We start from the raw sequence: 26,153 nt of genomic DNA on the forward strand, positions 1-26,153 counted from the left end.
CAGAAGTAAGTACGCCTGGTTCGATGTGCGGCGGGTCCCCCCCTCACGCCACCAGGAGTCCGCATGCCGCACCGTCCGCCACGCCGCCCGCTGACCGCCGCCCTCGCCACGGCGCTGGCCGCCGGAACGGCCGTCACGGCATGCTTCGCCATGGCCCCCGCGGCGTCGGCCGCGGGGGCGCCGGAGGCCCGGCCCCCGGCAGCGGTTCCCGCGGTGAAGGTGCTCTCGTACAACGTCTTCCTGATGAGCAAGAGCCTCTACCCCAACTGGGGTCAGGACCACCGGGCCGAGGCGACAGCCTCCGCCGGCTTCTTCCAGGGCCAGGACGTCGTCGTGCTCCAGGAGGCCTTCGACAACGCGTCCTCCGACGCGCTCAAGTCCGCGGCGGCGGCACGGTATCCGCACCAGACGCCGGTGGTCGGGCGCGGCAGGAGCGGCTGGGACGCCACCGGCGGCGCCTACTCCGCCGCCACTCCGGAGGACGGCGGGGTCACCCTGCTCAGCAAGTGGCCGCTGCTCCGTAAGGAGCAGTACGTGTTCAAAGACGCCTGCGGTGCCGACTACTGGTCCAACAAGGGCTTCGTCTACGCGGCGCTGAACGTCCGCGGCACCACGGTGCACGTGGTCGGCACGCACGCCCAGTCGACCGACCCGGGGTGCGGGGCCGGGGAAGCGGCAGCGGTCCGGGCCCAGCAGTTCAAGGAGATCGACGCCTTTCTGGACGCGAAGAACATCCCGGCGGACGAACAGGTCATGGTCGCCGGAGACTTGAACGTCGACACCCGCAGTCCCGAATTCGCCTCCCTGCTCACCGACGCCGGACTCGTGGCGGCCGACACGCGCACCGGGCACCCGTACTCCTTCGACACCCGGGAGAACTCCGTCGCGGCCTACCGCTACCCGGACGACCCGCGCGAGGACCTGGACCACGTCCTGCACCGCCGGGGCCACGCCCGGCCCGCCGGCTGGTCCAACGAGGTCGTCGAGGAGCGGTCCGCCCCCTGGACGGTGTCGAGCTGGGGCAAGGACTACACGTACACGAACCTCTCGGACCACTACCCCGTGGTGGCCGCTCAGCGCTTGAGCTAGGCCAGGGCTCCGGCCGGGCGGCTCTGCACGGGCAGGCCGGCGTGCGGACCTTCGGTAAGGGGCGGAGGAGCATGGCGCCACTTGCTTTCCTGGACACGGTGGGTCCAGGATGCTGTGGTGACCGAGTTATCAGCCGATCCACGGGCCACTTCCGGGCGGCCCTCCCCCACGACCGCCGCTCCGCGTCCGGGACCGCTGCTCGCCGTCCTGCTGTCCGCGTGGTTCATGGCACAGTTCGACTTCTTCGTCGTCAACGTCGCCGCCCCCTCGTTCGAGAAGGATCTGCACACCGGGCCCGCCGCCCTCGAACTCATCGTCGGCGGCTACGCCTTCGCGTACGCCAGCGGCATGATCACCGGCGGCCGGCTCGGTGACCTCTTCGGGCACCGGCGTACGTTCATCGTCGGGCTGATCGCCTTCGCCGTCACCTCCCTGCTGTGCGGCATCGCGGTGAACCCGGCCCAACTGGTCGGCGCCCGGCTGCTGCAAGGCTTCGCCGGGGCCGTGATGGTCCCGCAGGTGCTCGCCACGATCACCGCCACGTTCCCGGTGCACGCCCGGGGCCGGGCGATGGCCTGGTACGGCGTCGCCGGAGGGACGGCCTCGGTCGCCGGGCAGGTGCTCGGCGGGCTGATGCTGGACGCCGACATCCTCGGGCTCGGCTGGCGGGTGCTGTTCCTGATCAATGTGCCGATCGGCGCGGTCGCGGCCCTGCTGGCCCTGCGCTTCCTGCCCTCGGTGCGCTCCGCGCGCCGGGCCCGGCTGGACCTGACCGGTGCGGGCGGCGTGGCGCTGACGCTGGGCCTGGTGCTCGTACCGCTCGCCATGGGCCGCACCGCCGGCTGGCCGGTCTGGACCTGGCTCTGCCTGGCGGCCTCCCTGCCGGTGGGCGCGGCCACGGTGTCCTGGCAGCGTCGCCTGGCCGCGCGGGGCGGCGATCCCGTCCTCGACCTCACGCTGTTCCGCGAGGGCTCCTACCTCGCCGGTGTCGTGACGGGGGCGGCCTTCATGGCGTACTGGGCGAGCGTGATGTTCACCCTGACGCTGCTGCTCCAGGGCGGTTTCGGGCTGGGGCCCTTCGGGGCCGGGCTGGCCTTCGCGCCGACCGGCGTCTGCTTCGCGGCCAGCTCGCTGCTCAGCCGTCCGCTGGTGCAGCGCTTCGGCCTGCGCATGCTGCAACTGGGCAGCGTCGTCACGGTGACCGGCCTGACGGCGCTCACCCTGGTGCTCCACTTCCTGCCGGACCGCGGGGCACTGCCCTGGGTCGTCGTCACGATGGCGGTGGCCGGGGTGGGCAACGGGCTCACCTTCCCGCAACTGATCGGCGCCTCGCTGGTGCGGGTGCCCGTGCAGCGGGCCGGGATCGGCGCCGGGGTGCTCACCACCGCCCAGCAGTTCGGCGGGGCCGCCGGTGTCGCGGTCATCGGCGCGGCCTTCTTCGCCCTGGCCGGCGGCGCGCCGACCGCCGCCGGGTACGCGCGCGCCGCCATGTGGACCACGGTGGTCTCGGTCGCCTTGACCTGTGTGGTCACGGTGCTGACGACGGTCATCCGGCGCGCGGCCGACCGTACGGCGCGGGCGGAACTCGACCGGGCCGCGAAGGCGGCGAAAGCGGCGGACGGCTGAGCCACCCGCACGGCGAAGGGCGGTCGCGCGGCCTGCGCACGACCGCCCTTCACCACGTCCGCTGCCCTACGGCCTCGGGGTCACCCCTTGTCGAGCATCGACCGGCCGGCCGCCGCCTCGCGTTCGGCCGCGATCCGGCTCACCCGGCCGCGGACCACGAACCAGCCACCGAACAGCGCGGCGCCGATGACCGGCACCAGCATCACGGTCTGCTGCCCCACGCCCTCGCTGTCGAAGGCCATCAGGACGACGACACCCAGCAGGAAGACGATGGTCGCGATGTCGGTGACGGGGGTGCCCGGAAGCTGGAAGCGGGGGCGGTCGACCAGGCCCGCGCGGGAGCGCCGGACGAAGACCAGGTGGCAGAGCATGATGGTGCACCAGGTGCTGATGATGCCGAGCGCCGCGATGTTCAGCACGATTTCGAACGCCTTGCCCGGCACCAGGTAGTTGAGGCCGACGCCCAGGACGCACACCGCGGAGGTGAGCATGATGCCGCCGTACGGCACCTGGTTGCGGTTCATCAGGGCGGCGAACTTCGGCGCCGAGCCCGCCATCGACATCGAGCGCAGGATGCGGCCGGTCGAGTAGAGGCCGGAATTCAGGCTGGACATGGCGGCGGTGAGCACCACGAGGTTCATCACGTCGCCCGCGGCCGGTACGCCCACGTTGGACAGCACGGTCACGAAGGGGCTCTCGGAGCCGGTGTACTTGTTCCACGGCAGCAGCAGCGCGAGCAGGATGACCGAGCCGACGTAGAAGACACCGACCCGCCACATGATCGAGTTCACGGCCTTGGGCACGACCTTCTCCGGCTCGCTGGTCTCGCCCGCGGTGACGCCGACCAGTTCGACGGCGGAGTAGGCGAAGACCACGCCCTGGAGCACGACCACCACGGGCAGCAGGCCGCTCGGGAAGAAGCCGCCGTGGTCGGTGATCAGGTTCAGGCCGGGGGTCTCACCGCCCACCGGGTGCTGGGTGGTCAGCAGGAAGATCCCGATGAACATGAAGACGACCAGGGCCGCGACCTTGATGATCGCGAACCAGAACTCCATCTCGCCGAAGATCTTCACCGAGATGAGGTTGATCGCCAGCACCACCGCGAGCGCGATCAGCGCCATGGCCCACTGCGGCACGGCGGTGAACAGGCTCCAGTAGTGGGTGTAGAGGGCGATCGCGGTGATGTCGGCGATGCCGGTCGTGGACCAGTTGACGACGTACATCCAGCCCGCGACGTAGGCGCCCTTCTCCCCCAGGAACTCCCGCGCGTACGAGACGAAGGAGCCCGAGGACGGGCGGTGCAGCACCAGTTCGCCCAGGGCCCGTACGACGAAGAACGCGAACAGGCCGCAGACCGCGTACGCGACGGCGAGCGCGGGTCCGGCGGAGGCGAGCCGACCGCCGGCGCCCAGGAACAGGCCGGTGCCGATCGCCCCACCGATCGCGATCATGTTGATGTGCCGGCCCTTGAGGCCCTTGCTGTATCCGGCGTCCCCCGCGTCCTGGGCGGTCGACACCTTCCCCCCGTCCGGTGGCCTGTGGGCGTCTTCCTGGACGGTTTCCGTGCTCACAGCTGGTTCATCTCGCTTTCGGGCAGGCGATGGAGCCGTCACCGGTCCCACGGGTCACGCGAGTCCGGCCGACGGCACACCTTCCCCCAGAGCCGCCCCCTCGTCTGTGTGCTGGATCACAGCATGTATGAGCCATCAATAATCCGTACGGTTATGCCCGGAATGGCTTGTCGGGGCCATGTCGACGAGCCCACCATTCCGCCACGCTCCGGTCATCACCCCTCACCGAAAAGAACGAAGCGCACCATCGCGTTCCGGTCTTCACTGGCCGGAAACAGCCGCCGAGCCGAGAGCGTGGCGCCGTCGCAGTGGCGCTTTCGCCGACCGGGCGCCGGTGGACCGCAGGCGAGTCAGCGCACCGTGACCAGCACGTGGTCCGTGGGCGGCAGGGATTCCGGCATCTCGTCCGCGATCCGGGCGTACTCCAGTGCCGCCAGGCAGGTGCCCCTGTCGGTCCACACCAGCAGTTCACCGAGGTACTCGCCGTACTGGTCGTGGACGTGCGCATCGACGGGCACCAGCTCGGAGGGCAGGGCGGCGTACCGCACCGGTTCCCGGACCCGCAGATCGACGCTCACCGACCCGGGCCCCCAGAGGGCCACGACATCCGTCCGGTCCAGTTGACCGCGCAGCTCGTACGCACCGGCGAAGTCGGCCGCGAGGATGTGCTCCAACACGGCTCGCTCGGACACGGTCAGCGGACGACGCTCGACGGGCAGGCGGGACATGCACCCATGATCCCAGGCCCGGGTATCCGCGGGTCCGCCTCGCGGGTGAAGACCCGCGATCCGCCACTGACGGTCACACACCCGCGTACCTCGTTCCCACCGGTCCCGAAAGGTTTCACAAGGCCGGTGAGACAGCAATACTGTTGAACACGGGCCCCGCGGCACGGACGCGGCGGGCGCAGGGGGCGCGGGCACTCGCGCGGACGCAGTGAGGGAAGTGAGGCGCGGCATGGCCACCGGGGCCGGGGAAGAACCGACACTCACCGTCGACGAGTTGGCCGCCCGCGCGGGCGTGACCGTGCGCACCGTCCGTTTCTACAGCACCCGTGGGCTGCTGCCGCCGCCCGCGATCGGCCCGCGCCGCGTCGGCAGGTACGGCGCCGCCCACGTGTCCCGGCTCGCCCTGATCGAGGAACTCCAGCATCACGGCATGACGCTGGCCGCCATCGAGCGCTATCTCGCCCGGCTGCCCGACGACCTCAGCGCCCACGACCTCGCCATCCACCGCGCGCTGGTCGCCTCCTGGTCTCCGGACTCCGCCGAGGAGGCGACCCGGGCCCACCTGGAGCGCCGCGCGGGACGGGCGCTGAGCGAGGACGACATCGACCGGCTGGCGGCGATGGACGTCCTGGAGCGCACCGGGGACCCCGACGCGTTCCGGGTCGACCCGGCCGTCCTCCACCTGGGCATCCGCCTGCTGGACGTACCGGTCGCGCTGGAGACGCTGCTCGCCGCGCGTACCGTCGTGCAGGAACACACGCGCTCGGCGGCGCGCGAGCTGACCCGGCTCTTCCATGACGAGGTCTGGGGCCCGTACCGCGAACGCGAGTCGGACCCCGAGCAGGTGGAGTCGATGAAGTCGCTCTCCGCGCACATGCAGCCGATGGTGGTGCAGGCGCTGGTCACGGCCTTCCAGCGGTCGATGCGCGAGGAACTGCGGGCGACCTACGCCGAGGAGTGATCCCGCGCCCGGCGGGCATGACCTGGTTACCGGTCCCACGGGGTGCGGCCGGCGGTGCGGCACGACCCGACGAGCGAGACGAGGCCGTGGGTGGAGGGGCGCAGCGTTTCCCGGGCCGAGGCGGCGGACATCCTCGCCCGGCAGGAGAGTCACTTCTGGGAGTTCAAGAGCGGCCGCGCCGGCGGGGCGGTCGTACAGGTCATCGCGGCCGCCCTGGCCAACGCCGAGGGCGGGGAGTTCATCGTCGGCATCGAGGACCCGCGCAGCGGGCGCGGGCTGGCGCGGTGGCGCGGCTTCGCCTCGCTGGAGGACGCCAACTTCGTCCAGCAGGCCATGGTCGACCAGGTGGAGCCGCCGGTTCCGTACGACATCGAGTACCTGCGGGTGGACGGCCATCCGGAGCTGGGGTGGGCCTGCCTGGTCACGGTCCACAAGAGCCCGGACGTGCACAAGACGGCGCGCGGCGAGGTACCGCAGCGCCGGGGCGCCCAGTCACGGCGCCTGAAGGGGACACAGATCACCGATCTGTCGCTGTCCAAGGGCGCCCGCTCCTACGAGGACCAGTTGCTGCGCGACTACACCCTGGAGGAGCTGCGGGACGAGGACGAGCTGCACGTCTTCCTCGGCCGGTACAGCCCGAGCACCTCCGCCGAACGGTTCCTGCGCCGGCAGCGCCTGGTGGACCGCGGCGGGTCGCCGGCGACCGTGGCCGGCGCCGTCCTGTTCGCCGCCGAGCCGCCCGTCGTCGTACCGAAGAAGTGCTCGGTGAAGATCGCCCGGTACGAGACCGGGGAGCAGGTCCCGGACCGCCGGCACCTGAAGTCGGCGCCGACGACGGTGGACGGGCCGGCCCGGCTGCTGATCGACCGGACGCTGGCGGCGGTCACCCGGATCATCCAGTCGGTTCCGGTGCTGGGCCCGGACGGCGCCCTGTCGCCGATGGCCTATCCGCCGGAGGCGCTGAAGGAGATCATCGTCAACGCGGTGATCCACCGGGACTACAACCTCTCCGACGACATCCTGATCTCGGTCTTCGACAACCGGGTGGAGGTCCGCAGTCCGGGCCGGCTGCCCGGCCACATGACGCCGGACACCCTCTTCACGGACCGCTTCGCGCGCAACCCGACGATCGTGCGGCTGCTCAACAAGTACCCGGACCCGCCGAACAAGGACATCGGCGAGGGGCTGGACACCGTCCTGAGCACGATGAAGGCGGCCAAGCTCAGGGAGCCGCGGTTCTTCGTGGAGGACAACGCGTTCGTCGTGGTGCTGGAGCACACGCCGCTGGCCCGGCCCGAGGAACTGGTGCTCCAGTACCTGCGGTCCAACCCGGAGATCCCCAACCGGATCGCGCGCCGGATCACCGGCATCGCCTCCGAGAACCGGATGAAACGGGTCTTCCACCGGCTGCGGGACGCCGGGCAGATCGAGCCGGTGCCGGACCGGGCCGGGCCCCGTGCGGCGTGGCGCCTCAGACGGGAGTGACCGGCCGGGCGGGGCCGACCGGCCCGGTCCGTGGTGGTGCGGGGCCGGCTCCGGACGGCCCGCACCACCACGAGCCTCACGCGTCGCTGAACTTCTCCCCCTTCTCCGCCTTCTCCACCAGCAGCGCGGGCGGCGCGAACCGCTCCCCGTACGTCGCCTGGAGTTCGCGGGCGCGGGCTACGAAGCCGGGCAGCCCGCCCTCGTAGCCGTTGATGTACTGGATGACGCCACCGGTCCAGCCGGGGAAACCGATGCCCAGGATGGAGCCGATGTTGGCGTCCGCGACGGAGGTCAGCACGCCTTCCTCGAAGCAGCGGACGGTGTCCAGCGCCTCGGCGAACAGCATCCGCTCCTGCATGTCCCGGAAGGGGATCGCGGCGTCGGCCTTGGTGAAGTGCTCGCGCAGGCCCGGCCACAGGCCGCCCCGCTTCCCGTCCTCGCCGTACGCGTAGAAGCCCCCGCCGCCGCTGCGGCCCGGCCGCCCGAACTCGTCCACCATGCGGTCGATGACGGTGTCGGCCGGGTGCTCCGACCAGGTGCCGCCGGCCGCCTCGACCGCCCGCCGGGTCTCGTCGCGGATCTTGCGCGGGAGGGTGAGGGTCAGCTCGTCCATCAGGGAGAGCACCTTGGCCGGATAGCCCGCCTGGGCCGCGGCCTGCTCCACGGAGGCCGGCTCGATGCCCTCGCCGACCATCGCCACGCCCTCGTTGATGAAGTGGCCGATGACGCGGGAGGTGAAGAAGCCGCGCGAGTCGTTGACGACGATGGGGGTCTTGCGGATCTGGCGTACCAGGTCGAAGGCGCGGGCCAGCGCCTCGTCGCCGGTCCGCTCGCCCTTGATGATCTCCACCAGCGGCATCTTGTCGACGGGTGAGAAGAAGTGCAGGCCGATGAAGTCGGCCGCCCGCTCGACGCCTTCGGCGAGGCCGGTGATGGGCAGCGTGGAGGTGTTGGAACACAGCAGCGCGTCGGGGGCGACGATGTGCTGGATCTCCTGGAACACCTGGTGCTTGAGGGAGGTGTCCTCGAAGACCGCCTCGATGACGGCGTCGCAGCCGGCCAGGTCCCGCGGGTCGGCGGTGGGGGTGATACGGGCGAGGAGTTCGTCCCGCGCGGCCTCGGTGGTCCGGCCGCGGCTCAGCGCCTTGGCGAGCAGGCCCGCCGCATACGCCTTGCCCTTCTCGGCCGCCTCCGGGGACACGTCCTTGAGGACGACCTCGATGCCGGCCTTGGCGCAGGAGTACGCGATGCCCGCGCCCATCATGCCGGCACCGAGGACGGCGACCTTCCCGACCGTGCGCGGCGCGATGTCCTTGGGGCGGTTGGCGCCGGAGTTGACGGCCTGGAGGTCGAAGAAGAACGCCTGGATCATGTTCTTGGAGATCTGGCCGGTGACCAGTTCGACGAAGTACCGCGCCTCGATGGTCTGCGCGGTCTCGAAGTCGACCTGCGAGCCCTCGACGGCCGCCGCGAGGATGTTGCGCGGGGCCGGGTACGGGGCGCCGTTCAGCTGCTTCTTGAGGTTGGCCGGGAAGGCGGGGAGGTTGGCGGCGAACTTCGGGTGCGCCGGGGTGCCGCCGGGGATCTTGTAGCCCTTGACGTCCCAGGGCTGCTGGGCCTCGGGGTTGGCGTCGATGAACGCGCGGGCCTTCTCGGTCAGTTCCTCGGGCGTGGCCGCGACCTCGTGGACCAGGCCGTGCTCCAGAGCGCGGGTGGCGTTGTACTGGGTGCCTTGGAGCAGCACCTTCAGCAGCGCGTCGGCGATGCCCAGCAGCCGGACCGTACGGACCACGCCGCCGGCCGCGGGGAGCAGGCCGAGGGTCACCTCGGGCAGGCCGATCTTGGTGGCGCGGGTGTCGAGGGCGACGCGGTGGTGGCAGGCGAGCGCGAGCTCGTAACCGCCGCCGAGAGCAGCGCCGTTGATGGCCGCGACGACGGGCTTGCCGAGGGTTTCGATGCGGCGCAGGTCGCGTTTGATGCCCTGGCCCGTCTCGAACGCCCGCTCGGCGTGCTCGGGCGTGACGGCGATCAGGTCACGCAGGTCGCCGCCGGCGAAGAAGGTCTTCTTGGCGGAGGTGAAGATGACGCCGCGTACGGTGTCCCGCTCGGCCTCCAGGCGGTCGGCGACGGCGGTCAGCGACGTCTTGAAGGCCGCGTTCATCGTGTTGGCCGACTGGTCCGGGTCGTCGAGGACGAGGGTGACGACGCCGGTCTCGTCCTGTTCCCAGCGGATGGTGGTGGATTCACTCATGGGGTGCGTACTCCGTAGTGGGTGCGGACGAGGGTCAGACGCGCTCGACGACGGTGGCGATGCCCATGCCGCCGCCGACACAGAGGGTGGCCAGGCCGTACCGCTTGTCCTGGCGCTCCAGTTCGTCGACGAGGGTGCCCAGGATCATCGCGCCGGTGGCACCGAGGGGGTGGCCCAGGGCGATGGCGCCGCCGTTGACGTTGACCTTGTCCAGGCTCAGGCCCATGTCCTTGACGAAGCGCAGCACGACGGCTGCGAACGCCTCGTTGATCTCGACCAGGTCGATGTCGTCGATGGTCAGCCCGGCCTTGGCCAGCGCCTTGCGGGAGGCGGGAGCGGGGCCGGTGAGCATGATCGTGGGCTCGGAGCCGGAGACCGCGGCGGAGACGATGCGGGCGCGCGGGGTGAGTCCGTAGCGCTCGCCGACCTCCCGGGAGCCGATGGCGACCAGGGCCGCGCCGTCCACGATGCCGGAGGCGTTGCCCGCGTGGTGGACATGGTCGATCTTCTCGATCCAGTGGTACTTCTGGAGGGCCACCGCGTCGAAGCCGCCCAGGTCGCCGATGCCGGCGAAGGAGGGCTTGAGGCCGGCCAGCGAGTCGGCGGTGGTGCCGGGCCGCAGGTGCTCGTCGTGGTCGAGGACGACCAGGCCGTTGCGGTCGGTGACGGGCACGACGGAGCGGGCGAAGCGGCCGTCCTTCCAGGCCGCGGCGGCGCGCTCCTGGGAGAGGGCGGCGTACTCGTCGACGTCGCGGCGGGAGTAGCCCTCGATGGTGGCGATGAGGTCGGCGCCGATGCCCTGCGGGACGAAGCCGGTGTCGAAGTTGGTCATCGGGTCGGCGAACCAGGCGCCGCCGTCGGAGGCCATCGGTACCCGCGACATCGACTCGACGCCTCCCGCGAGCACCAGGTCCTCCCAGCCGGAGCGGATCTTGGCGGCGGCCATGTTGACCGCTTCGAGGCCGGAGGCACAGAAGCGGTTCTCCTGGACGCCCGCGACGGTGTCGGGCAGTCCGGCGGCGATGGCCGCGATCCGGGCGATGTCCGAGCCCTGGTCGCCGACCGGTCCGACGACGCCGAGCACGATGTCGTCGACGGCGGCCGGGTCGAGGTCCGGGAAGCGGCTGCGCACCTCGTGGATGAGGCCGACGACGAGGTCGATCGGCTTGGTGCCGTGCAGCGCGCCGTTGGCCTTGCCGCGGCCGCGCGGGGTACGGATCGCGTCGTATACGTACGCTTCGGAAGTCACGGTGAGCAGCCTTTCCAGCTGGCGTTTCGGGAGCGGCGGGGGTGGAACGAGGGGGCGGGGTGCGGGGGTACGGGCGGGGTCCGGGGCGGGTTCGGGGAGGCGGGCGCGGGTGGGGCTCCGGGGGCCGGGCGCGGGCCGGTCAGCCGAGGATCGAGCGGCCGATGATCTCCTTCATGATCTCGGTGGTGCCTCCGTAGATGGTCTGGATGCGGCCGTCGGTGAAGGCCCTGGCGACCGGGTACTCGCTCATGTAGCCGTAGCCGCCGTGCAGTTGCAGGCAGCGGTCGGCGACGCGCTTCTGCAGCTCGGTGGCCCACCACTTGGCCATCGAGGCGTGCACGGCGGAGAGGGTCCCGTCGGAGTGGTCCACGATGCAGCGGTCCAGGAACTCGCGGGTGACGGCGCACTCGGTGGCCATCTCGGCCATCTCGAAACGGATGTGCTGGAGCTTGGCGAGCGGCCGGCCGAACGCCTCCCGCTCCTTCACGTACCGTGTGGTGATCTCCAGCAGGTGCTCGGCGGCGGCGATCCCGGCCACCGCGATGCCCATCCGCTCCTGCGCGAGGTTGGTCATCAGGTGGACGAACGCGCCGTTCAGCTCGCCGAGGAGGTTCTCCTTGGGCACCCGTACGTCGGTGAAGAACAGCTCGGCGGTGTCCTGGGCCTTCTGACCGATCTTGTCCAGGTTGCGGCCGCGCTCGAAGCCTTCCGCGCCGCGCTCGACGACCAGCAGGCTCAGTCCGTGCGCGCCGCCCTCGGGGGTGGTTTTGGCGACGACGATCACCAGGTCGGCGAGGATGCCGTTGGAGATGAACGTCTTGGAGCCGTTCAGCAGCCAGTGGTCGCCGCGGTCCTCGGCGGTGGTGCGGATGCCCTGGAGGTCGGAGCCTGCGCCCGGTTCGGTCATGGCGACGGCGGTGATCTTCTCACCGCTGCAGAAGCCGGGCAGCCAGCGCCGCTTCTGCTCCTCGGTGGCGAGCTGGGTCAGGTACGGGCCGACGATGTCGTTGTGCAGGCCGACGGCGAGCCCGGCGACGCCGGCCCGCGTGAACTCCTCGGCCAGGACGGCGGCGTAGCGGAAATCGGGGTTGCCGCCGCCTCCGTACTGCTCGGGGACGGCCAGGCCCAGCAGGCCCTGCTTGCCCGCCGCGCGCCAGGCGTCGCGGCTGACGATGCCGTCCTTCTCCCACTGGTCGTAGTGCGGCAGGACCTCCCGGTCGAGGAAGGTCCGTACGGTGCGGCGGAAAGCCTCGTGGTCCTCGGTGAAGATCCGGCGCTCCAGCTTCGCGGTCATCGCGGGGTGCCTCCTCGGGTCCGGCGGTGGGTCAGCGCCTGTCTTTGAACCCCCGTCGGGGCGCAGGCGGGGTTTCGAAGACAGGCTCTTGAGGGTGTGTCCATCAGCCGTCTGCCCCCGAAGGGCCGGAACCGGTGTCCGCGGCCCGGGTGCCGTCCGGCCAGACCGCCCCGCGGCCCGCTCCGGAAGCCGGATCGCGGCGGTCGGTGAGCGTCGGGACGTCCCAGTCGCGGGCCACGTCGACGGTGTCGGCGCCGGGCCGGGCCGGCGGCCGGCGGATCGTGCCGGGGGTGGCGGAGAAGCGTGGGGCCGGTGCGGGCTGGGTGATGCCGCCGTGGTCGGCGAAGGTACCGCGGGCGGCGAGGTGCGGGTGGCCGGGTGCCTCCCGCAGCGAGAGCACCGGCGCCACGCAGGCGTCGGACGCCTCGAAGACGGCCGTCCACTCCGCACGGGTACGGGTCTTGAAGCGGGCGGCGATGACGGCGCGCAGCTCCTCCCAGGCGGCCGGGTCGTCGCGGGCGGGTGCCTCGTCCTCGATGCCGAGCAGCCGGACGAACTCGCCGTAGAAGCGCTGTTCCAGCGCGCCGACCGCCATGTGGCCGCCGTCGGCGGTCTCGTACGTGCCGTAGAACGGCGCCGCGCCGTCGAGGAGGTTGGCGCCGCGGCGGTCCTGCCAGCCGCCCGCGGCCAGCATGGCGTGGATCATCGCGGTGAGGTGGGCGGTGCCGTCGACGACGGCCGCGTCCACGACCTGGCCGCGGCCGCCCTCGGTGTGGGCGTGCCGGAGCGCGGCCAGGATGCCGACGACCAGGTAGAGGGAGCCGCCGGCGTAGTCGCCGAGGAGGTTGGCGGGGACGGCGGGCGGGCCTCCGGGCGGGCCGATCATGCCGAGCGCGCCGGTGACGGCGATGTAGCCGATGTCGTGTCCGGCGGTCCCGGACAGCGGCCCCTGCTGGCCCCAGCCGGTCATCCGGCCGTACACCAGCCGCGGGTTGCGCTCCAGACAGACGTCCGGGCCGACACCGAGGCGCTCGGCGACGCCGGGGCGGTACCCCTCGACCAGGACGTCGGCGCGCTCGGCGAGGTCGAGCACCTGGCCGGGTCCTTCGGCGGACTTCAGGTCCACCAGCACGGAGCGCTTGTTGCGGTTGGTGAGGTCGTACGCCGGGTCGACGCCCAGGCCGGAGCCGCCGGGCCGGTCGACGCGCACCACGTCGGCGCCGAGGTCGGCCAGGAGCATCGCGGCGAACGGGCCGGGCCCGATACCGGCCAGCTCCACCACGCGCACCCCGCTCAGCGGGCCGTTCCCTGTCCCTGCCATCGGGCCCCCTGAGCTCCGCAGCACTGTGACACTTCTGATGTAACACTCGCGATGTTAAGAACGTGTTCCCCTTTCCACAAGCCCCCACGGCAACGGACCGGTACGGAAAAAGCCCGTGGCGGCGGTGGTCAACTCCCACCGCCGCCACGGGCCTTCACGCGTCACCTCAGCAGCGGCGCGCTCCCCCGTCGGAACCGGCGATGGACCCGCGCACGGATATGGACCGCCGCACCATCGCCACCCCCTCCCGCGCCCGGACCGGCCGTCCGCCGGTCATCCTGCGACCGTCCGCCGGTCGCCATGAGAACCACGCTAGCGGCGACCACTGACAACGGCCCGTGCGCCGATCATGGAGGGACAATGGCCGAATGCCTCACACGCACCTCGCATCCCCGTTGTTCGACATCAGCCATGGTCAGGGCCTGCGCCAGTTCGCCGAACTGGCGTTGGCGCTGGTCCTGTCCTCCCTCATCGGGCTGGAGCGGCAGGTCCAGCAGAAGAGCGCGGGGCTGCGCACCCACACCCTCGTCGGCGTGGGCAGCGCGCTCTTCATGGAGGTGTCGGTCCACGGCTTCTACGCGCTGCTGGGCACGGACGGCGTCACGCTGGACCCGTCCCGGGTGGCCGCGCAGATCGTCTCGGGCATCGGCTTCATCGGCGGCGGCCTGATCTTCGTGAAGAAGGACGCGGTACGGGGCCTGACGACCGCCGCGACGATCTGGCTGACCTGCGCCATCGGCATGGCCTGCGGCGGCGGCCTGCCCCTGCTGGCCCTGGGCGCGACGCTCGTCCACTTCCTCGTGGTCCGCGGGTTCCCGAAGCTGTTCTCGGGGCGGCGGCGTGCGCCGTTCGTCGAGCGTATCGAGCTGCGCCTGAGCTACCGTGCCCAGCACGGGCTGCTGGGCCGGATGCTGGAGATGTGCACCAGCAGCGGCTTCCAGGTGACCGACGTCCAGGTGGAGACGGGCTCGGACGACCAGGTGCCGGCCGAGGTGCTGCTGCGGCTGGAGGGCCCGGGCTCGGCGCACCCGCTCGTGGAGCAGCTGACGGAGCTGGACGGCGTGCGCGGGGTGACCTTGGGGCGGGAGTCGGACCGTACGGAGTGACAGCCGGAAACAGCGAACAGCGGACAGAGGAGGCGGCGTGGTGAGCACGATCTGGCAGGACACCGGCGCGGGAGTGCTGCGACTGCCCTCCGGACGTACGGTCCGGGGCCGCGGCCTGCGCCGTCCGCTGCCGCCGGGCCCGGCACCGGACTTCGCCGTGTACCTGCTCGGCAAGGAGCCGCCCGAGGTTCCCTGGGAGGCCCGCTGGCTGCGCTGGCCGGACTTCCGGCTGCCGAGCGACCACGCCCGGGCGCGGGAACTCTTCGGTGAGGTCTGGGAACGCGCGAAGACCGAACGCGTCGAGGTCGCCTGCGGTGGCGGCCGCGGCCGTACCGGCACGGCGCTGGCCTGTATCGCCGTCCTGGACGGGGTACCGTCCGAGCAGGCGGTGGACTTCGTCCGGGGCGCCTACGACCACCGCGCCGTCGAGACACCCTGGCAGCGGCGCTACGTACGTCGCTTCGGGCGCTGACGGCCGGATCCGCCCGTCGCGCCGGCCCCGGCTCCGGCCCCGGCGGGCACCAGATGGTCCCCCACCGTCTCCCGGTCCAACAGGCGCGCCAGCCGCACCGGTACGTCCCCGCCCACCAGAACGACGACGACCAGCGTCAGCCCGAAGGTGAGGACGGCCAGCGCCCGGCCCAGTGACATGCCCTCGGCGAGCCGGGCGCCGAGCACCGGGGCGACCGCGCCGCCGAGCGCGCCGACGTTGTAGACGAAACCGAGCGACGCCGCGCGCACCGCGGTCGGGAAGTGCCCGGCGAGGTACTTGGGCAGGATGCCCGAGATGCCTTGGCCGAGGGCGAGCAGCCCGAAGAGCAGGACGCCCAGGGCGACCAGGCTGTCCTGGACGGCGAACACCGGGAAGACGAACACCAGGGAGAGCAGCAGCGTCCCGGCGTACGCGCGACGGGTGCCGAACCGGTCCCCCACGAAACCGGCCAGCCAGCAGCCCGCCATCGTGCCGAAACCGGCGTAGAACATCACGTCCGCGACCTGGGCGGGCGCGTACCCCAGCTCGGTCTTGAGGTAGGTGGGCAGCAGGGCCTGGACGGGCCAGCTGTAGAGGAACGCGCAGAACACGGTGAGCGTCAGGGACACGTACAGCACCCAGCCGCGCCGCCCGCCGAGCTGGACGGCGAAGGCGGTCAGGCAGAGCGCGGCGAGCGCCGCGAGCCAGAGTGTGTGTCCGGACCCGGCCGGGGTGAAGACGCAGAAGAGGGCGGCGGACGCGACCGCCGCGAGCAGGACGTTGAGGCGCCGCCTGGCGCGTCCGGCGAACAGCGGTCCGAAGGGACGGGGGCGTACTCCGGCCGCTTCGACCTCGGTGCTCCAGTCGCCCGCCTCCGGGAGCGACCGGCGGACCCAGAGGGCCACCAGTACGGGCAGCACCCCGATCCAGAACATCCAGCGCCAGCCCCAGTGGGGCACGACCCACCGGTAGAGCTGGGCGGCGAGCACCGTGCCGCCCGCGTAGCCGGATATGAGGAAGCCGGAGGCCCGGTTGCGCAAGGGGGCGGGCCAGCTCTCCAGGACGTACGTGGCGCTGGCGCTGTACTCCCCTGCCATGCCCATGCCGATGACCAGCCGGGCGGCGAACAGGCTGGTGTAGTCCCAGGCGAAGCCGCAGGCGAAGGTGCCGAGGGAGTACAGGAGGATGCTGGCGATCATCGCGGCCTTGCGCCCGTACCGGTCGCCCGCCGCGCCGAGGAGCGCCCCGCCGAGCCAGCGGGTGATGAACGCGCCGGACACCAGGGAGGCCGCACCGGCCGTGCTCAGTCCGAACGTGTCGGCGATCTCGGTCAGCACGAGGGTGATCAGGACGAAGTCGAAGCCGTCCAGGAGGTAGCCCACCCAGGCCGCGAGCATCGACTTCCACTGGCGGGGCGTCACCTGCCGGTACCAGGGCGGGCGCCGGTCCCGGCGCCGGGGGCCCTTCGCGGGGCGCGCGCTCACAGCAGTCCGGCTTCTTCCAGGCACCGCCGGACCGTGCCGACGGCGGCTTGGTCCAACGGGAGCTGCGGCGGCGCGGTGGCCGGACAGTCGAACACGCCCTGGAGGTGCAGCGCCGCCTTGAAGGCGCCCAGGGCGGAGGAGTTGCGGCCCATCACCGCCGGATCACCCGCGTCGGTGAGGGCGAAGAGGGCGGCGAGCCGGTCCTGTTCGGCGGCCGCCGCGCGCCAGCGGCCCGCCGCGGCGTGCTCGTAGAGACGTACGTAGCCGTGCGGATCGACGTTGCCGAGGCCGGGGACGACACCGTGGGCGCCCGCCAGCAGGGCGCCGTCCACGGTCAGTTCGGATCCCGTGAGCACGGAGAAGTCCGGCGCCTGGGCGCGGACGCGCACCAGGAGGCGCCGCAGCGCCCCGTCCTCGCCGCTGCTGTCCTTCAGGCCGGCCAGCACGCCGTCACGGGCCAGCGTGAGCAGCGTGTCGAGCGGCAGCTTGGTGTGCACGGCCATCGGGATGTCGTACGCGAACAGCGGCAGGTCCGCGCCGTCCCGTACCCGGGTGAAGTGGTCGGCGATCTCGGCGGGGTGGGTGCGGGTGTAGAAGGGCGCGGTGGCCACGATCGCGTCGGCGCCCAGGCTCCGGGCGGTGCGGGCGTGTTCCAGGACCCGGGCGGTCGTCATGTCGATGGCCCCGGCCAGTACGGGCAGCCGTCCTTCGGCCGCCTCGGCCACCGTCTCGACGACGGTGCGGCGCTGCGCGTCGGTCAGGTAGGCCGCCTCGCCGCTGGAGCCGAGGACGAACAGCCCGCTCACCCCGGCGCCGACGAGCCGGGTGGTGAGCGCGGCCAGCGAGCGGGTGTCGACCCGGCCGTCCGGGGTCAGCGGGGTGCACAGCGGCGGGACGACGCCGGTGAGCGGCGCGGGGAGCCGGGCGGGGCGGGGCCCGGGGAGCGGTGCTCGGCACGGCGCGGGAGAGGGCATCGGTGACCAGCTTTCTGCTCGTGCCGCGTGCCGTGCGGGGACCGGCGCGGCCCGTCCGGCCGAGGACGTCGCGGCCGGTCGGCCAGGCACATTCCGGACGTCGGACGTCCCATGTTGGCGGACGTGCGGGTGAATGTGGACCAGCCGCCCAGGCGTGTCAAGACCGCCCGCGCGGGCCCCCTCGTTGACGGCGGACCGGCCGCTGCCTAGCGTGGCGCCGCACCGGCCGGTGCCACGGCCGGGGAACCGATGCGGAGGCAGGCGTGAGCGCACGGCAGGACACCGCAGCACGACCCCATGACCTGGTGCTGTTCGGCGCCACCGGATTCGTGGGACGGCTGACCGCCGCGTACCTGGCCCGGCACGCCCCCGAGGGCTGTCGCTGGGCACTGGCCGGCCGGGACCGCGGGAAGCTCGCCCGGCTGCGGGACGACCTGGCGCGGACCGATCCGGGCTGCGCGGACCTCCCCCTGCTGTGCGCCGACACCGAGGACCCCGGATCGCTGCGCACGCTCGCCGCGAGCACCCGCGTGCTCGCCACGACCGTCGGCCCGTACCTCAGGTACGGGGACGCGCTGGTCGCCGCCTGCGCGGAGGCGGGTACGGACTACGCCGACCTGACCGGTGAGGCGGAGTTCGTCGACCGGACGTATGTGCGCTACGACGCGGCGGCGCGTGCGTCGGGTGCCCGCCTCGTGCACGCCTGCGGCTTCGACTGCGTACCGCCCGACCTCGGCGTGCACTTCACGGTCGGCCAGTTGCCGCCCGGCGTGCCGCTGCGCGTCGACGGCTTCGTACGGAGCAACGGCTCCATCTCCGGGGGCACCCTGGCGTCCGCCCTGACGGCGGCCTCGCGCCCGCTCGGCATGGTGCGCGCCGCCCGCGACCGGCAGCGTCTGGAGGGGCGGCCCGCGGACCGCACCGTACGGGCGCCGCTCGGACGGCCGTACCGCAACGGCGTCATACGGGCGTGGGCCGTGCCGCTGCCGACGCTCGACCCCCAGGTGGTCGCGCGCTCGGCGGCCGGACTGGAGCGGTACGGGCCCGACTTCACCTACCGGCACTTCGCCGCCGTCAAGTGGCTGCCGGTCGCCGTGGGCGGCGTGCTGGGCGCGGGCGCCGCGTGCGCGGTCGCGCAGGTGCCGCCCGCGCGCCGCTGGCTGTCGGGGCGGCTGGCTCCGGGCGCGGGGCCGGACGAGGAGCGCCGGGCGCGCAGTACGTTCTCCGTGCGGTTCGTCGGTGAGGGCGGCGGCCGGCGCGTCCTGACGGAGGTCTCGGGCGGTGACCCGGGCTACGACGAGACGGCGAAGATCCTCGCCGAGTCGGCGCTGAGCCTGGCCTTCGACGACCTGCCCGCGACGTCCGGGCAGGTGACCCCGGCGGTCGCGATGGGTGACGCGCTGACCGGGCGGCTGCGGCGGGCGGGCATCACGTTCCGGGTGGTCGCCGAGTCCGCGTCGGGGGCGGGCCCGGTGCTCTGACGGGCGGCTGTCGGCAGGGCGGCGGCCCTCGGCAGATCAGCGGCCCTCGGCGGGGTGGCGGTCGGCCGCGTGGCCCGCTGCCGGCCTTCCGTCTGCCGTCGCTGGCCGCTGGTCGCTTGGCGCGCCGTCAGCCGGCGCGCGCCTCCGACAAGGCACGCCGGCACAGCGCGTCGGCGGCCCGGGTCGTCTCGGGGATGCGGTACCGGGGCGACAGGTGGAGGGTGTGCGCGCAGGCCCGGTCGAGGTCGATGCGGTGGCCCACGGACACGAAGACCGGCTTGACGCCCTTCTGTGTACGCAGCGCCCGCCCGACCACCTCGTCGCAGCCGTCGGCGGCACCGTCGAGCAGGGGCGAGGAGGCGCCGCGTTCCTCGCCCGGCAGGTCGTAACGCGAGGTGAAGGGGTTCTTGGCGACGCCGATGGTGGGCAGGCCGGTGAGCACGCCGAGGTGGCTGGCGAGGCCGAAGCGGCGCGGGTGGGCGAGCCCGTAGCCGTCGCAGACCACCAGGTCCGGTGTGCGGCCGAGGCGGCGGAGGGCGTCCACCACGGTGGGGATCTCCCGGAAGGCCAGCAGTCCCGGCACGTACGGGAAGGACACCCGGCCCACGGCGGTGGCCTCCTCCACGACCGCGAGGGTGACGCCGTCCAGGGCGACGGCCGCCGCGGCCACCAGGTCGCGTTCGTCGTCGTAGGCGACGTCCACGCCGACCACCGTCCCGGCGAACCCCGGCTCGGGCCCGGACTGCGCACGCCGTACACGGGCGCGCAACCGGTCCTGGGTCGCGAGCGCCGCGGCCTCGTCGGTGGGCCAGTGGGCCAGTTCGTCATCGAGGGAGAGCGTGGCGTCGTTCGTCATGGTGGGACCACGGTATCGAACGGGCGGGCGGGAAAGTCGCCGTGGGCCGCGGCGGCCGGGCGGGCGGATGCGCGCGAGCTACCCGCTTCGCGGCAGGTCCTCCAGCAGGGTGCCGAGCGCGCCGGTGACCAGCGCGCAGACGGCGTCCGGGTCGGCGTCGGCCAGCGGCTGCTTGCCGACGACCACCCGCATCAGGCCGATGCCGAGCATCCACGACAGGGCGAGGTCGGCGCGCAGTCCGCGGTCGTCGGCGGTGCTGAGCGTGGCGAGCACCCGCGCATAGTCGTCCCCCATCTCCCGTACGGCGGTGGTGATCTCGTCGCTGTCGCCGATGGAGCGCAGGAAGGTCTCCAGGGCACGGTCCCCCGGGTCCGCGCCGCGGTGGCCGAGCATGCCGCGCAGCGCCACCTCGAACAGTTCGCCGGGCGGTGTGCTGTGCAGCTGCTCCTGGCCGCCGAGTGCCACCACCTCGCCGAACAGGGCCTTCTTCGACCCGAAGTAGCGAAAGAGCAGGGCCTGGTTGACCCCGGCCCGCTCCGCGATGTCGCGTACGGTCGCCCGCTCGTAGCCCCGCTCGGCGAACAGCGCGGCCGCCGCCTCCAGGAGCAGCAGACGGGTGCCCTGAGCCCCACGGCGCCGGGCGGCGCCGCCCGTCCCCGGCGCCGGGCCGGGCTCGTCCGGCGCGCGGTCCGCGGCGGGGACGTCGGGCATGTGGTCCGCAGCGGGTACGTCCGGCGCGCGGTCCGTACCGGGTACCGGCCCGGCCACCGGCTCGCTCCCGTCCATCGGCGTACTCCTCTCGTCCCCTTCCGCGTCCGCGGGGCCCGACGCCCCGCCAATCCGAAGATCGCGCAAGGCCGTTGACCGTACCAAGAACGCCCCTCTACTTTGTAAGCAGTTGCTTACACGAGGGAGGCCCCCCGGTGACCACAGCCGACACGATGCCCCTTGCCTACCCGTTCAACGAACCCGACGGACTGACCCTGTCCGACACCTACGAACAGATCCGCGACCGACCGGGACTGCTGCGGGTGCAGATGGCGTACGGCGAACCCGCCTGGCTCGCCACCCGCTACGCCGACGCGCGGCTGGTCCTCGGCGACCGGCGCTTCAGCCGCGCGGAAGGGCTCGACCACGACGAACCGCGGCAGGCCGAAGGGCAGCGCAACAGCGGGATCCTGAGCATGGACCCGCCCGACCACACCCGGCTGCGCACCCTCGTCGCCAAGGCGTTCACCGTCCACCAGGTGGAGAAGCTGCGGCCGTGGGTGCGGGAGCTGACGCACCAGTTGATCGACGAACTGGAGGCCGCGGGGCCGCCCGTCGACCTCGTGGACCGCTACGCCCTGCCCATCCCGGTCGCGGTCATCTGCCGGATGCTCGGCGTGCCCGAGGAGGACCGGCCCAAGTTCCGTACGTGGAGCGACGCGGCACTGTCCACCAGCTCCCTGACGGCCGAGGAGTTCGAGGCCAACCGGGAGGAACTGCGCGCCTACATGGCGAAGTTGATCGAGGAACACCGCGCGGAGCCGCGGGACGACATCATGACCCGGCTGATCGAGGCCCGCGACGTGAACGACCGGCTGACCGAGCTGGAACTGATCGACCTGTGCGTCGGCATCCTGGTCGCCGGACACGAGACCACCGCCACCCAGATACCCAACTTCGTCCTGTCGCTCCTGGACCACCCCGGCGAGCTGGAGCGGCTGCGCGCGGAACCCGCGCTCGTCAAGAACGCCGTCGAGGAGTTGCTGCGCTTCGTCCCCCTGGGCAGCGGCGCGGCCTTCCCCCGCTACGCCACCGAGGACATCGAGGTGGGCGGCACGCTCGTCCGTGCGGGTGAACCGGTCCTGGTCGCCGTGGGCGCGGCCAACCGGGACGCGCTGCGCTTCGACGAGCCGGGCACCCTCGACATCACCCGCGACGGCAACCAGCACCTCGGCTTCGGGCACGGCGTGCACCACTGCCTCGGCGCGCCGCTGGCCCGGCTGGAGCTCCAGGAGGCACTGATCGCCCTGCTCACCCGCTTCCCCGGGCTGCACCTCGCGGGGGACGTGGTGTGGAAGGACCAGATGCTGGTCCGTGGCCCGCGCGAGATGCCGGTGGGGTGGTGAGCCGGATGACCTGGAAAGCCTCGATCGACGGGCAGCAGTGCATGGCGTCCGGGATGTGCGCCGGCATCGCCCCCGGCCTCTTCGTCCTGGACGGGCCGCACGCCCGGCCGCTGAAGGAGGAGATCCCCGAGGACGAGGACGCGCTGGACGCGGCCGACTCCTGTCCGGCCATGGCGATCCTGATCCAGGACGGTGACACGGTGGTGGGGCCACGGCCGTGACGGGGCGGGCGGCACGGCCGGCGGGCCGGTTCACGGGCGGGGCGGGGCGGTGCGCCACCGGCCCCGAACGGCCTACGCCGACACGGCCGCCCCTCACCCGTCTGTCCCCGCCCGGCACGGACAAATCGCCGGCCGCGCGTCGGCGCAGTGACCTGCCGCAACGCCGTCCCGTACGGGCCGACACGCCGGAGGGCGGCACCTTACCTGACGAAGCCTCACCAAGCGGGGAGGGCGCGCCGAGGCTTATCTCAAATGCGTCAGCGCGGATCCATCCGACCCACCGCGGCGCACCCGTGCCGCCTCCGCGCTGCCGGAGGATCAACCATGCGTCCCACTCGCATCATCGCCGCTTCCGGCCTGACCATCGCCGCCCTGGGCCTGTCGACCGGCGCCGCGCTCGCCAAGCCGGTGGCCGGCACCAGCCCGAAGCTCGTCGGCCCCGGCGGAGCCGTCACCGTCACCGTCACCTGCGACACGGGCAAGGCCCAGCGCATCGCCGCCTCCTCGCAGGGCTTCCGCGGCGGCACGGTCTGGCTCCACCGCACCCACAAGCACGGCAAGACGTACCGCGGGACCGCCCGGGTGGCGTCCCAGTTGACCGGCGGCCCCCATCACCTGGGCCGCTACTCGACCTGGGGCGTGAACGGCGACTGCCCGGACGGCAAGCAGTGGACCACCGCCTTCAAGACGGACGCCAGACTGCCGCACGGCAAGGTGCGCACGGGTGTCGGCAGTACGAGCCAGGACTCCAACACCACGGAGATCGTCGCGGGCGCCGCGGTTCTGGCCACCGCGGCCGTCGGTGGCACCTACTTCCTGCGCCGCCGCCAGAACAACCAGTCCTGACGGCCCGCTCCGCTGGTTCCACGGCGCTTCGGCCGCTGTGCCCGTGCCGGGTCCCCACCTCCCGGCCCGGCGGGGCACAGCGGACCGAGCATGCGCCGGCCGGGGCGGGCGGCCACACCGGGCATGCGGCGACACTGCGTCACCCGGGCTGCGGGCTGCATAGTGATCACCGCTGCCTACCATGGCACTCATGTTCGTACTGGAGCTGACCTACACCGCGCCCCTGGAGCGCGTCGACGCCGCCCTGCCCGACCACGTGGCATGGCTGAAGAAGCACTACGCGGCCGGGCACTTCCTGGCCGCCGGACGCAAGGTGCCGCGCGACGGCGGCGTCATCCTCGCGTCCGTCGCGGACCGGGCGACGGCCGAGCGGATCGTGGCGGAGGACCCCTTCACGGTCGCGGGCGTCTGTGACTACCGGATCACCGAGTTCGTGGCGACCACGACGGCGCCGGGGCTGGAGCCCTACCGGGAACTGCTGCCGCCCTCCTGAGCGAGCAGCGCGCCGATCTCCTCGTGCAGCGCGGTCGGCACCTCGGTCCCCCAGCGCGCCGCCGCCTCACCGGCCAGTTCCCGGCTCCACTGCCAGCCGGCCAGCGCCGCCGTCCGTACGGCCGGGAGCACGGCGGGAGCGGTGGCCGCGACGTAACGGTCGCGGTCGGCGGCCGGCAGGTCCTGCTCCAGGGCGCGGCTGGGAGTGAGCCAGTGTGTGGTGGACCCGCGCAGCAGGCGGCAGAGCTGGAGTTGCTGCGGGGCGACGACCGAGTGCATCAGGGCGTGTGCGCGGGCCGTCTCGCCGCGCTCCAGGACGTGGGCGAGCATCAGCGTCCAGTTGGTGAGCTCGTCGGTGAGCTGCTGAGCGGTCGGGCCCGGCTCGGGCGGGCAGGGGTCGGCGAGGTGGCCGGCCGCGGCGGTCAGCCGTCCGTCCCGGTCCAGCAGGACGGCGGCGCCTGGGTCCGGCAGCCGGACCATGCCGCGCCAGGTGGGCACCTCGTCGATGCCCGGACCGGCGGCCACGAGGTGGAACTCGCCGCGCATCAGATCGTCGAAGACGACGGCCAGGATGCCGTACATGTTGGTGTAGGCCAGCTTCAGCGGGGCGATGCGCCCCACGAACTCCCGGCCGTCGAAGGTGTCGGCGTGCGCGTCGCGGACGTACAGGTACGCCTCGATGTCGGAGTGGGCGTCGGCCTCGCCGAGGGTCCATGAGCCGTAGAGCAGGACGCCCTCCAGCCGGGGCTCGGCCTCGGCCAGCTCGCGCAGGCGCGCGACGCGGCGGTCGAGGGCGGGGCAGGACGAGACAGGGGTGCGCGGCATGGGTGGTGTCTCCTGAGCAGATGTATGGGCATACGGACGGACACCACCGGCCCGGCGGCACCCGTCGGGCCGGTGGTTCTGGACTCACGTCCGTCTGCTCAGATGAAAATGCCCATGGGCCGGATCGTACGGCCGTGACCGGAGCGGGGCCAGCGGTTTTCCGCGCGCCACGCCATCGGCACGCGGTACTACGGGGCCGGGGTGGGCCAGCGCCCTCCGTTGAGCCAGAAGCCCTGGATCTCCTCCAGCTGCCGGCCCTTGGTCTCGGGGGCGGTGCACGCGGCGAAGACCAGCGCGCCGAGCGCGAGGACGCCGAGGCCCGCGAAGGTCGTCGCGGCCCCCGCCCAGGACATCAGGGACGGGAAGAACTGCGCGATGAGGAGGTTCGCGACGAGGTCGGCGGTCAGCATCGCCGACGCGCCGGTGGAGCGCAGCTGGGCGGGGAACGCCTCACTGGCGTACACCCAGATCAGCGAGCCGAAACCGAAGTTGAAGGCGGCGGTGAAGAGCAGGATGGCGCCGAAGCCGATCCAGGTGCCGGAGCCCGTCAGGTCCCCGAAGCCGAACACGGCGGTCAGGACGCCGAGCATGGCCGTCATCGTGGCGATGCCGGAGAGCAGGACGACGCGGCGGCCGAGCCGGTCGATGATGAGGATGGCGAGGATCGTCGCGGCCAAGGAGGCCAGCTGCACGAAGGACGGCAGCAGGAAGTTCTGGCCGTCGCCGGTGAAGCCCATCTCCTCGAAGATCTGCGGGCTGTAGTACGTCACCGCGTTGATGCCGGTGATCTGGCAGAAGAAGCCGAGCCCGAGGACGAAGAGCGCGGCGCGCGCGTACGGCTTGCGCAGCAGCGAGCGCAGCGACCCGCCGCTCTCCTCGGCCAGGGCGGCCCGGACCGCCTCGGTCTCCGCGCGCGGGTCGACGTCGGGGTCGGTCAGTGTCATGACCTCGACGGCCTTGTCGGTCCGGCCCTTGAGGACGTACCAGCGGGGTGTGTCGGGAAGCCGGAACAGCGGGATCAGCACGAGGGCGGCGGGGACCGCGGACAGGCCCAGCATCAGCCGCCAGTGGCCACCGTCGGACAGCCCCCAGTTCACGAAGTACGTGAGGGCGATGCCGGCGACCGTGGCGACCTGGTACGCGGCCACCGAGGCGCCGCGGGTGCGCGCCGGTGACGACTCGGCGATGTACAGCGGCGCGGCCACGATCGAGATGCCGATGGCGACGCCGAGCAGGAACCGCACCGCGTCCAGGACGACGACGTTCGGGGCGAGCGCGGAGAGCGCCACGAAGACCGTGTAGGAGCCCGCGACGATCAGCATGGCGGCCTTGCGGCCCAGCGCGTCGGCCAGCTTGCCGCCGATCAGCGCGCCCAGGATCGACCCCAGCACCAGGATGCTGTTGACCAGGCCCTTCTCGGTGTCGCTGAGGTGGAAGTCCTTGCTCAGGAACACCAGGGCGCCGGAGATGCTGCCGGTGTCGTAGCCGTAGATGACGCCGACGACGGCTCCGGTGAGGGCGAAGAGCCGGCCGGTGCGCCGGGGCGGCGGGCCCTCGGGGCCCGGCGGCGAGGACGGTGACTGCGTGGAGCGCGTTGCAACGGACATGGGGAGTCCTTTGTGACGACTGTCGGCGGAACGGCCTTGCTGCGTGACGATCACCGCGGCAGCCGCCGGTGGACGGCCGGTGACCGGACGTACCGCCCGG

23 protein-coding genes are annotated in these 26,153 nt (G+C 72.5%); 11 read left to right on the forward strand and 12 right to left on the reverse strand.

Features of this window, described 5'->3' with window-relative positions; all coding sequences use genetic code 11:
- The first annotated feature begins 63 nt into the window (after window positions 1–63).
- Together sph and AB0A97_RS12705 are read left to right on the forward strand one after the other, a co-directional pair.
- Window positions 64–1,089 carry a sphingomyelin phosphodiesterase gene (gene sph, locus AB0A97_RS12700; protein WP_361148226.1) on the forward strand — a complete coding sequence of 342 codons (1,026 nt, stop codon included), beginning with the start codon at window positions 64–66 and terminating at the stop codon, window positions 1,087–1,089.
- A 117-nt stretch (window positions 1,090–1,206) separates the two neighbouring features.
- Window positions 1,207–2,715, forward strand: coding sequence for an MFS transporter (locus AB0A97_RS12705; protein ID WP_361148228.1), 1,509 nt, complete (start codon window positions 1,207–1,209; stop codon window positions 2,713–2,715).
- Window positions 2,716–2,795: 80 nt separating this feature from the next.
- Here the strand turns inward: AB0A97_RS12705 and AB0A97_RS12710 are convergent, their stop codons facing one another.
- Window positions 2,796–4,232 carry an amino acid permease gene (locus AB0A97_RS12710; RefSeq protein ID WP_361148792.1) on the reverse strand — a complete coding sequence of 479 codons (1,437 nt, stop codon included), beginning with the start codon at window positions 4,230–4,232 and terminating at the stop codon, window positions 2,796–2,798.
- A 404-nt stretch (window positions 4,233–4,636) separates the two neighbouring features.
- Window positions 4,637–5,014, reverse strand: a complete 378-nt coding sequence (locus AB0A97_RS12715) for a hypothetical protein (RefSeq protein ID WP_361148230.1) — start codon at window positions 5,012–5,014, stop codon at window positions 4,637–4,639.
- Between the two features lie 229 nt (window positions 5,015–5,243).
- Between AB0A97_RS12715 and AB0A97_RS12720 the strand changes: the two genes are divergently transcribed.
- A complete protein-coding gene (locus AB0A97_RS12720; protein ID WP_361148232.1) occupies window positions 5,244–5,975 on the forward strand; it encodes a MerR family transcriptional regulator in 732 nt (243 codons plus the stop codon).
- A gap of 90 nt (window positions 5,976–6,065) precedes the next feature.
- Window positions 6,066–7,460: an ATP-binding protein gene (locus AB0A97_RS12725; protein ID WP_361148234.1), complete on the forward strand. Its 1,395-nt coding sequence runs from the start codon at window positions 6,066–6,068 to the stop codon at window positions 7,458–7,460.
- A 76-nt stretch (window positions 7,461–7,536) separates the two neighbouring features.
- Here AB0A97_RS12725 and AB0A97_RS12730 read toward each other — a convergent pair whose 3' ends face one another.
- From AB0A97_RS12730 to AB0A97_RS12745, 4 genes are all read right to left on the reverse strand, one after another.
- Entirely contained in the window at window positions 7,537–9,711 is a 2,175-nt protein-coding gene (locus AB0A97_RS12730; protein ID WP_361148236.1) for a 3-hydroxyacyl-CoA dehydrogenase NAD-binding domain-containing protein, read from the reverse strand.
- A 34-nt stretch (window positions 9,712–9,745) separates the two neighbouring features.
- A complete protein-coding gene (locus AB0A97_RS12735; RefSeq protein ID WP_361148238.1) occupies window positions 9,746–10,960 on the reverse strand; it encodes an acetyl-CoA C-acetyltransferase in 1,215 nt (404 codons plus the stop codon).
- A gap of 139 nt (window positions 10,961–11,099) precedes the next feature.
- Window positions 11,100–12,242 (reverse strand): acyl-CoA dehydrogenase family protein, encoded by a 1,143-nt coding sequence (locus AB0A97_RS12740; RefSeq protein WP_361148794.1) that lies wholly within the window; start codon window positions 12,240–12,242, stop codon window positions 11,100–11,102.
- 115 nt (window positions 12,243–12,357) lie between these two features.
- On the reverse strand, window positions 12,358–13,575 hold the full coding sequence (locus tag AB0A97_RS12745) for a CaiB/BaiF CoA-transferase family protein (protein WP_361148240.1): 1,218 nt from the start codon (window positions 13,573–13,575) through the stop codon (window positions 12,358–12,360).
- Between the two features lie 368 nt (window positions 13,576–13,943).
- Here AB0A97_RS12745 and AB0A97_RS12750 point away from each other — a divergent pair, with 368 nt between their 5' ends.
- The gene (locus AB0A97_RS12750) at window positions 13,944–14,681 is read left to right on the forward strand and encodes an MgtC/SapB family protein (protein ID WP_361148242.1); all 738 of its coding nucleotides are present in this window, start codon (window positions 13,944–13,946) and stop codon (window positions 14,679–14,681) included.
- A 40-nt stretch (window positions 14,682–14,721) separates the two neighbouring features.
- Window positions 14,722–15,153, forward strand: a complete 432-nt coding sequence (locus AB0A97_RS12755; RefSeq protein ID WP_361148796.1) for a protein-tyrosine phosphatase family protein — start codon at window positions 14,722–14,724, stop codon at window positions 15,151–15,153.
- Here AB0A97_RS12755 and AB0A97_RS12760 read toward each other — a convergent pair.
- Window positions 15,129–16,637 carry a sialate:H+ symport family MFS transporter gene (locus AB0A97_RS12760; protein ID WP_361148244.1) on the reverse strand — a complete coding sequence of 503 codons (1,509 nt, stop codon included), beginning with the start codon at window positions 16,635–16,637 and terminating at the stop codon, window positions 15,129–15,131. The two genes, AB0A97_RS12755 and AB0A97_RS12760, sit on opposite strands and share 25 nt — an antisense overlap.
- Window positions 16,634–17,611 carry a dihydrodipicolinate synthase family protein gene (locus tag AB0A97_RS12765; protein WP_361148245.1) on the reverse strand — a complete coding sequence of 326 codons (978 nt, stop codon included), beginning with the start codon at window positions 17,609–17,611 and terminating at the stop codon, window positions 16,634–16,636. The genes AB0A97_RS12760 and AB0A97_RS12765 overlap by 4 nt, the downstream gene beginning before the upstream one ends.
- A 263-nt stretch (window positions 17,612–17,874) precedes the next feature.
- On the opposite strand from AB0A97_RS12765, the gene AB0A97_RS12770 reads away from it, so the two are divergent.
- On the forward strand, window positions 17,875–19,092 hold the full coding sequence (locus AB0A97_RS12770) for a saccharopine dehydrogenase NADP-binding domain-containing protein (protein WP_361148247.1): 1,218 nt from the start codon (window positions 17,875–17,877) through the stop codon (window positions 19,090–19,092).
- Window positions 19,093–19,219: 127 nt separating this feature from the next.
- Here the strand turns inward: AB0A97_RS12770 and AB0A97_RS12775 are convergent, their stop codons facing one another.
- On the reverse strand, window positions 19,220–19,948 hold the full coding sequence (locus AB0A97_RS12775) for an endonuclease V (RefSeq protein ID WP_361148249.1): 729 nt from the start codon (window positions 19,946–19,948) through the stop codon (window positions 19,220–19,222).
- A 78-nt stretch (window positions 19,949–20,026) separates the two neighbouring features.
- Complete coding sequence (locus tag AB0A97_RS12780; RefSeq protein WP_361148251.1) at window positions 20,027–20,734, reverse strand: TetR family transcriptional regulator; 708 nt, start codon at window positions 20,732–20,734, stop codon at window positions 20,027–20,029.
- Window positions 20,735–20,871: 137 nt separating this feature from the next.
- Here AB0A97_RS12780 and AB0A97_RS12785 point away from each other — a divergent pair, with 137 nt between their 5' ends.
- The 4 genes from AB0A97_RS12785 to AB0A97_RS12800 all read left to right on the forward strand — a co-directional run bounded on the left by AB0A97_RS12785 (window position 20,872) and on the right by AB0A97_RS12800 (window position 23,622).
- Window positions 20,872–22,062: a cytochrome P450 gene (locus AB0A97_RS12785; protein ID WP_361148253.1), complete on the forward strand. Its 1,191-nt coding sequence runs from the start codon at window positions 20,872–20,874 to the stop codon at window positions 22,060–22,062.
- A 5-nt stretch (window positions 22,063–22,067) separates the two neighbouring features.
- Complete coding sequence (locus AB0A97_RS12790) at window positions 22,068–22,283, forward strand: ferredoxin (protein ID WP_361148255.1); 216 nt, start codon at window positions 22,068–22,070, stop codon at window positions 22,281–22,283.
- A 324-nt stretch (window positions 22,284–22,607) separates the two neighbouring features.
- Complete coding sequence (locus AB0A97_RS12795) at window positions 22,608–23,129, forward strand: hypothetical protein (protein WP_361148257.1); 522 nt, start codon at window positions 22,608–22,610, stop codon at window positions 23,127–23,129.
- 190 nt (window positions 23,130–23,319) lie between these two features.
- A complete protein-coding gene (locus tag AB0A97_RS12800; RefSeq protein WP_361148259.1) occupies window positions 23,320–23,622 on the forward strand; it encodes a YciI family protein in 303 nt (100 codons plus the stop codon).
- On the opposite strand, the gene AB0A97_RS12805 is transcribed toward AB0A97_RS12800, so the two are convergent.
- Both AB0A97_RS12805 and AB0A97_RS12810 read right to left on the reverse strand, forming a co-directional pair.
- The gene (locus AB0A97_RS12805) at window positions 23,595–24,446 is read right to left on the reverse strand and encodes a nucleotidyltransferase domain-containing protein (RefSeq protein WP_361148261.1); all 852 of its coding nucleotides are present in this window, start codon (window positions 24,444–24,446) and stop codon (window positions 23,595–23,597) included. The two genes, AB0A97_RS12800 and AB0A97_RS12805, sit on opposite strands and share 28 nt — an antisense overlap.
- Window positions 24,447–24,634: 188 nt before the next feature.
- A complete protein-coding gene (locus tag AB0A97_RS12810; RefSeq protein ID WP_361148263.1) occupies window positions 24,635–26,053 on the reverse strand; it encodes a sugar porter family MFS transporter in 1,419 nt (472 codons plus the stop codon).
- Window positions 26,054–26,153 lie beyond the last annotated feature (100 nt).

Source organism: Streptomyces sp. NPDC045470 (assembly GCF_040646595.1).
Classification (GTDB): Bacteria; Actinomycetota; Actinomycetes; order Streptomycetales; family Streptomycetaceae; genus Streptomyces.

Coding starts and splice junctions, on each gene's coding strand:
- AB0A97_RS12790 (WP_361148255.1), top strand. CDS start 22,068: ATGACCTGGAAAGCCTCGATCGACGGGCAGCAGTGCATGGCGTCCGGG.
- AB0A97_RS12745 (WP_361148240.1), bottom strand. CDS start 13,575: ATGGCAGGGACAGGGAACGGCCCGCTGAGCGGGGTGCGCGTGGTGGAG.
- AB0A97_RS12775 (WP_361148249.1), bottom strand. CDS start 19,948: ATGACGAACGACGCCACGCTCTCCCTCGATGACGAACTGGCCCACTGG.
- AB0A97_RS12765 (WP_361148245.1), bottom strand. CDS start 17,611: ATGCCCTCTCCCGCGCCGTGCCGAGCACCGCTCCCCGGGCCCCGCCCC.
- AB0A97_RS12795 (WP_361148257.1), top strand. CDS start 22,608: ATGCGTCCCACTCGCATCATCGCCGCTTCCGGCCTGACCATCGCCGCC.
- AB0A97_RS12720 (WP_361148232.1), top strand. CDS start 5,244: ATGGCCACCGGGGCCGGGGAAGAACCGACACTCACCGTCGACGAGTTG.
- AB0A97_RS12750 (WP_361148242.1), top strand. CDS start 13,944: ATGCCTCACACGCACCTCGCATCCCCGTTGTTCGACATCAGCCATGGT.
- AB0A97_RS12780 (WP_361148251.1), bottom strand. CDS start 20,734: ATGGACGGGAGCGAGCCGGTGGCCGGGCCGGTACCCGGTACGGACCGC.
- sph (WP_361148226.1), top strand. CDS start 64: ATGCCGCACCGTCCGCCACGCCGCCCGCTGACCGCCGCCCTCGCCACG.
- AB0A97_RS12810 (WP_361148263.1), bottom strand. CDS start 26,053: ATGTCCGTTGCAACGCGCTCCACGCAGTCACCGTCCTCGCCGCCGGGC.
- AB0A97_RS12715 (WP_361148230.1), bottom strand. CDS start 5,014: ATGTCCCGCCTGCCCGTCGAGCGTCGTCCGCTGACCGTGTCCGAGCGA.
- AB0A97_RS12805 (WP_361148261.1), bottom strand. CDS start 24,446: ATGCCGCGCACCCCTGTCTCGTCCTGCCCCGCCCTCGACCGCCGCGTC.
- AB0A97_RS12730 (WP_361148236.1), bottom strand. CDS start 9,711: ATGAGTGAATCCACCACCATCCGCTGGGAACAGGACGAGACCGGCGTC.
- AB0A97_RS12800 (WP_361148259.1), top strand. CDS start 23,320: ATGTTCGTACTGGAGCTGACCTACACCGCGCCCCTGGAGCGCGTCGAC.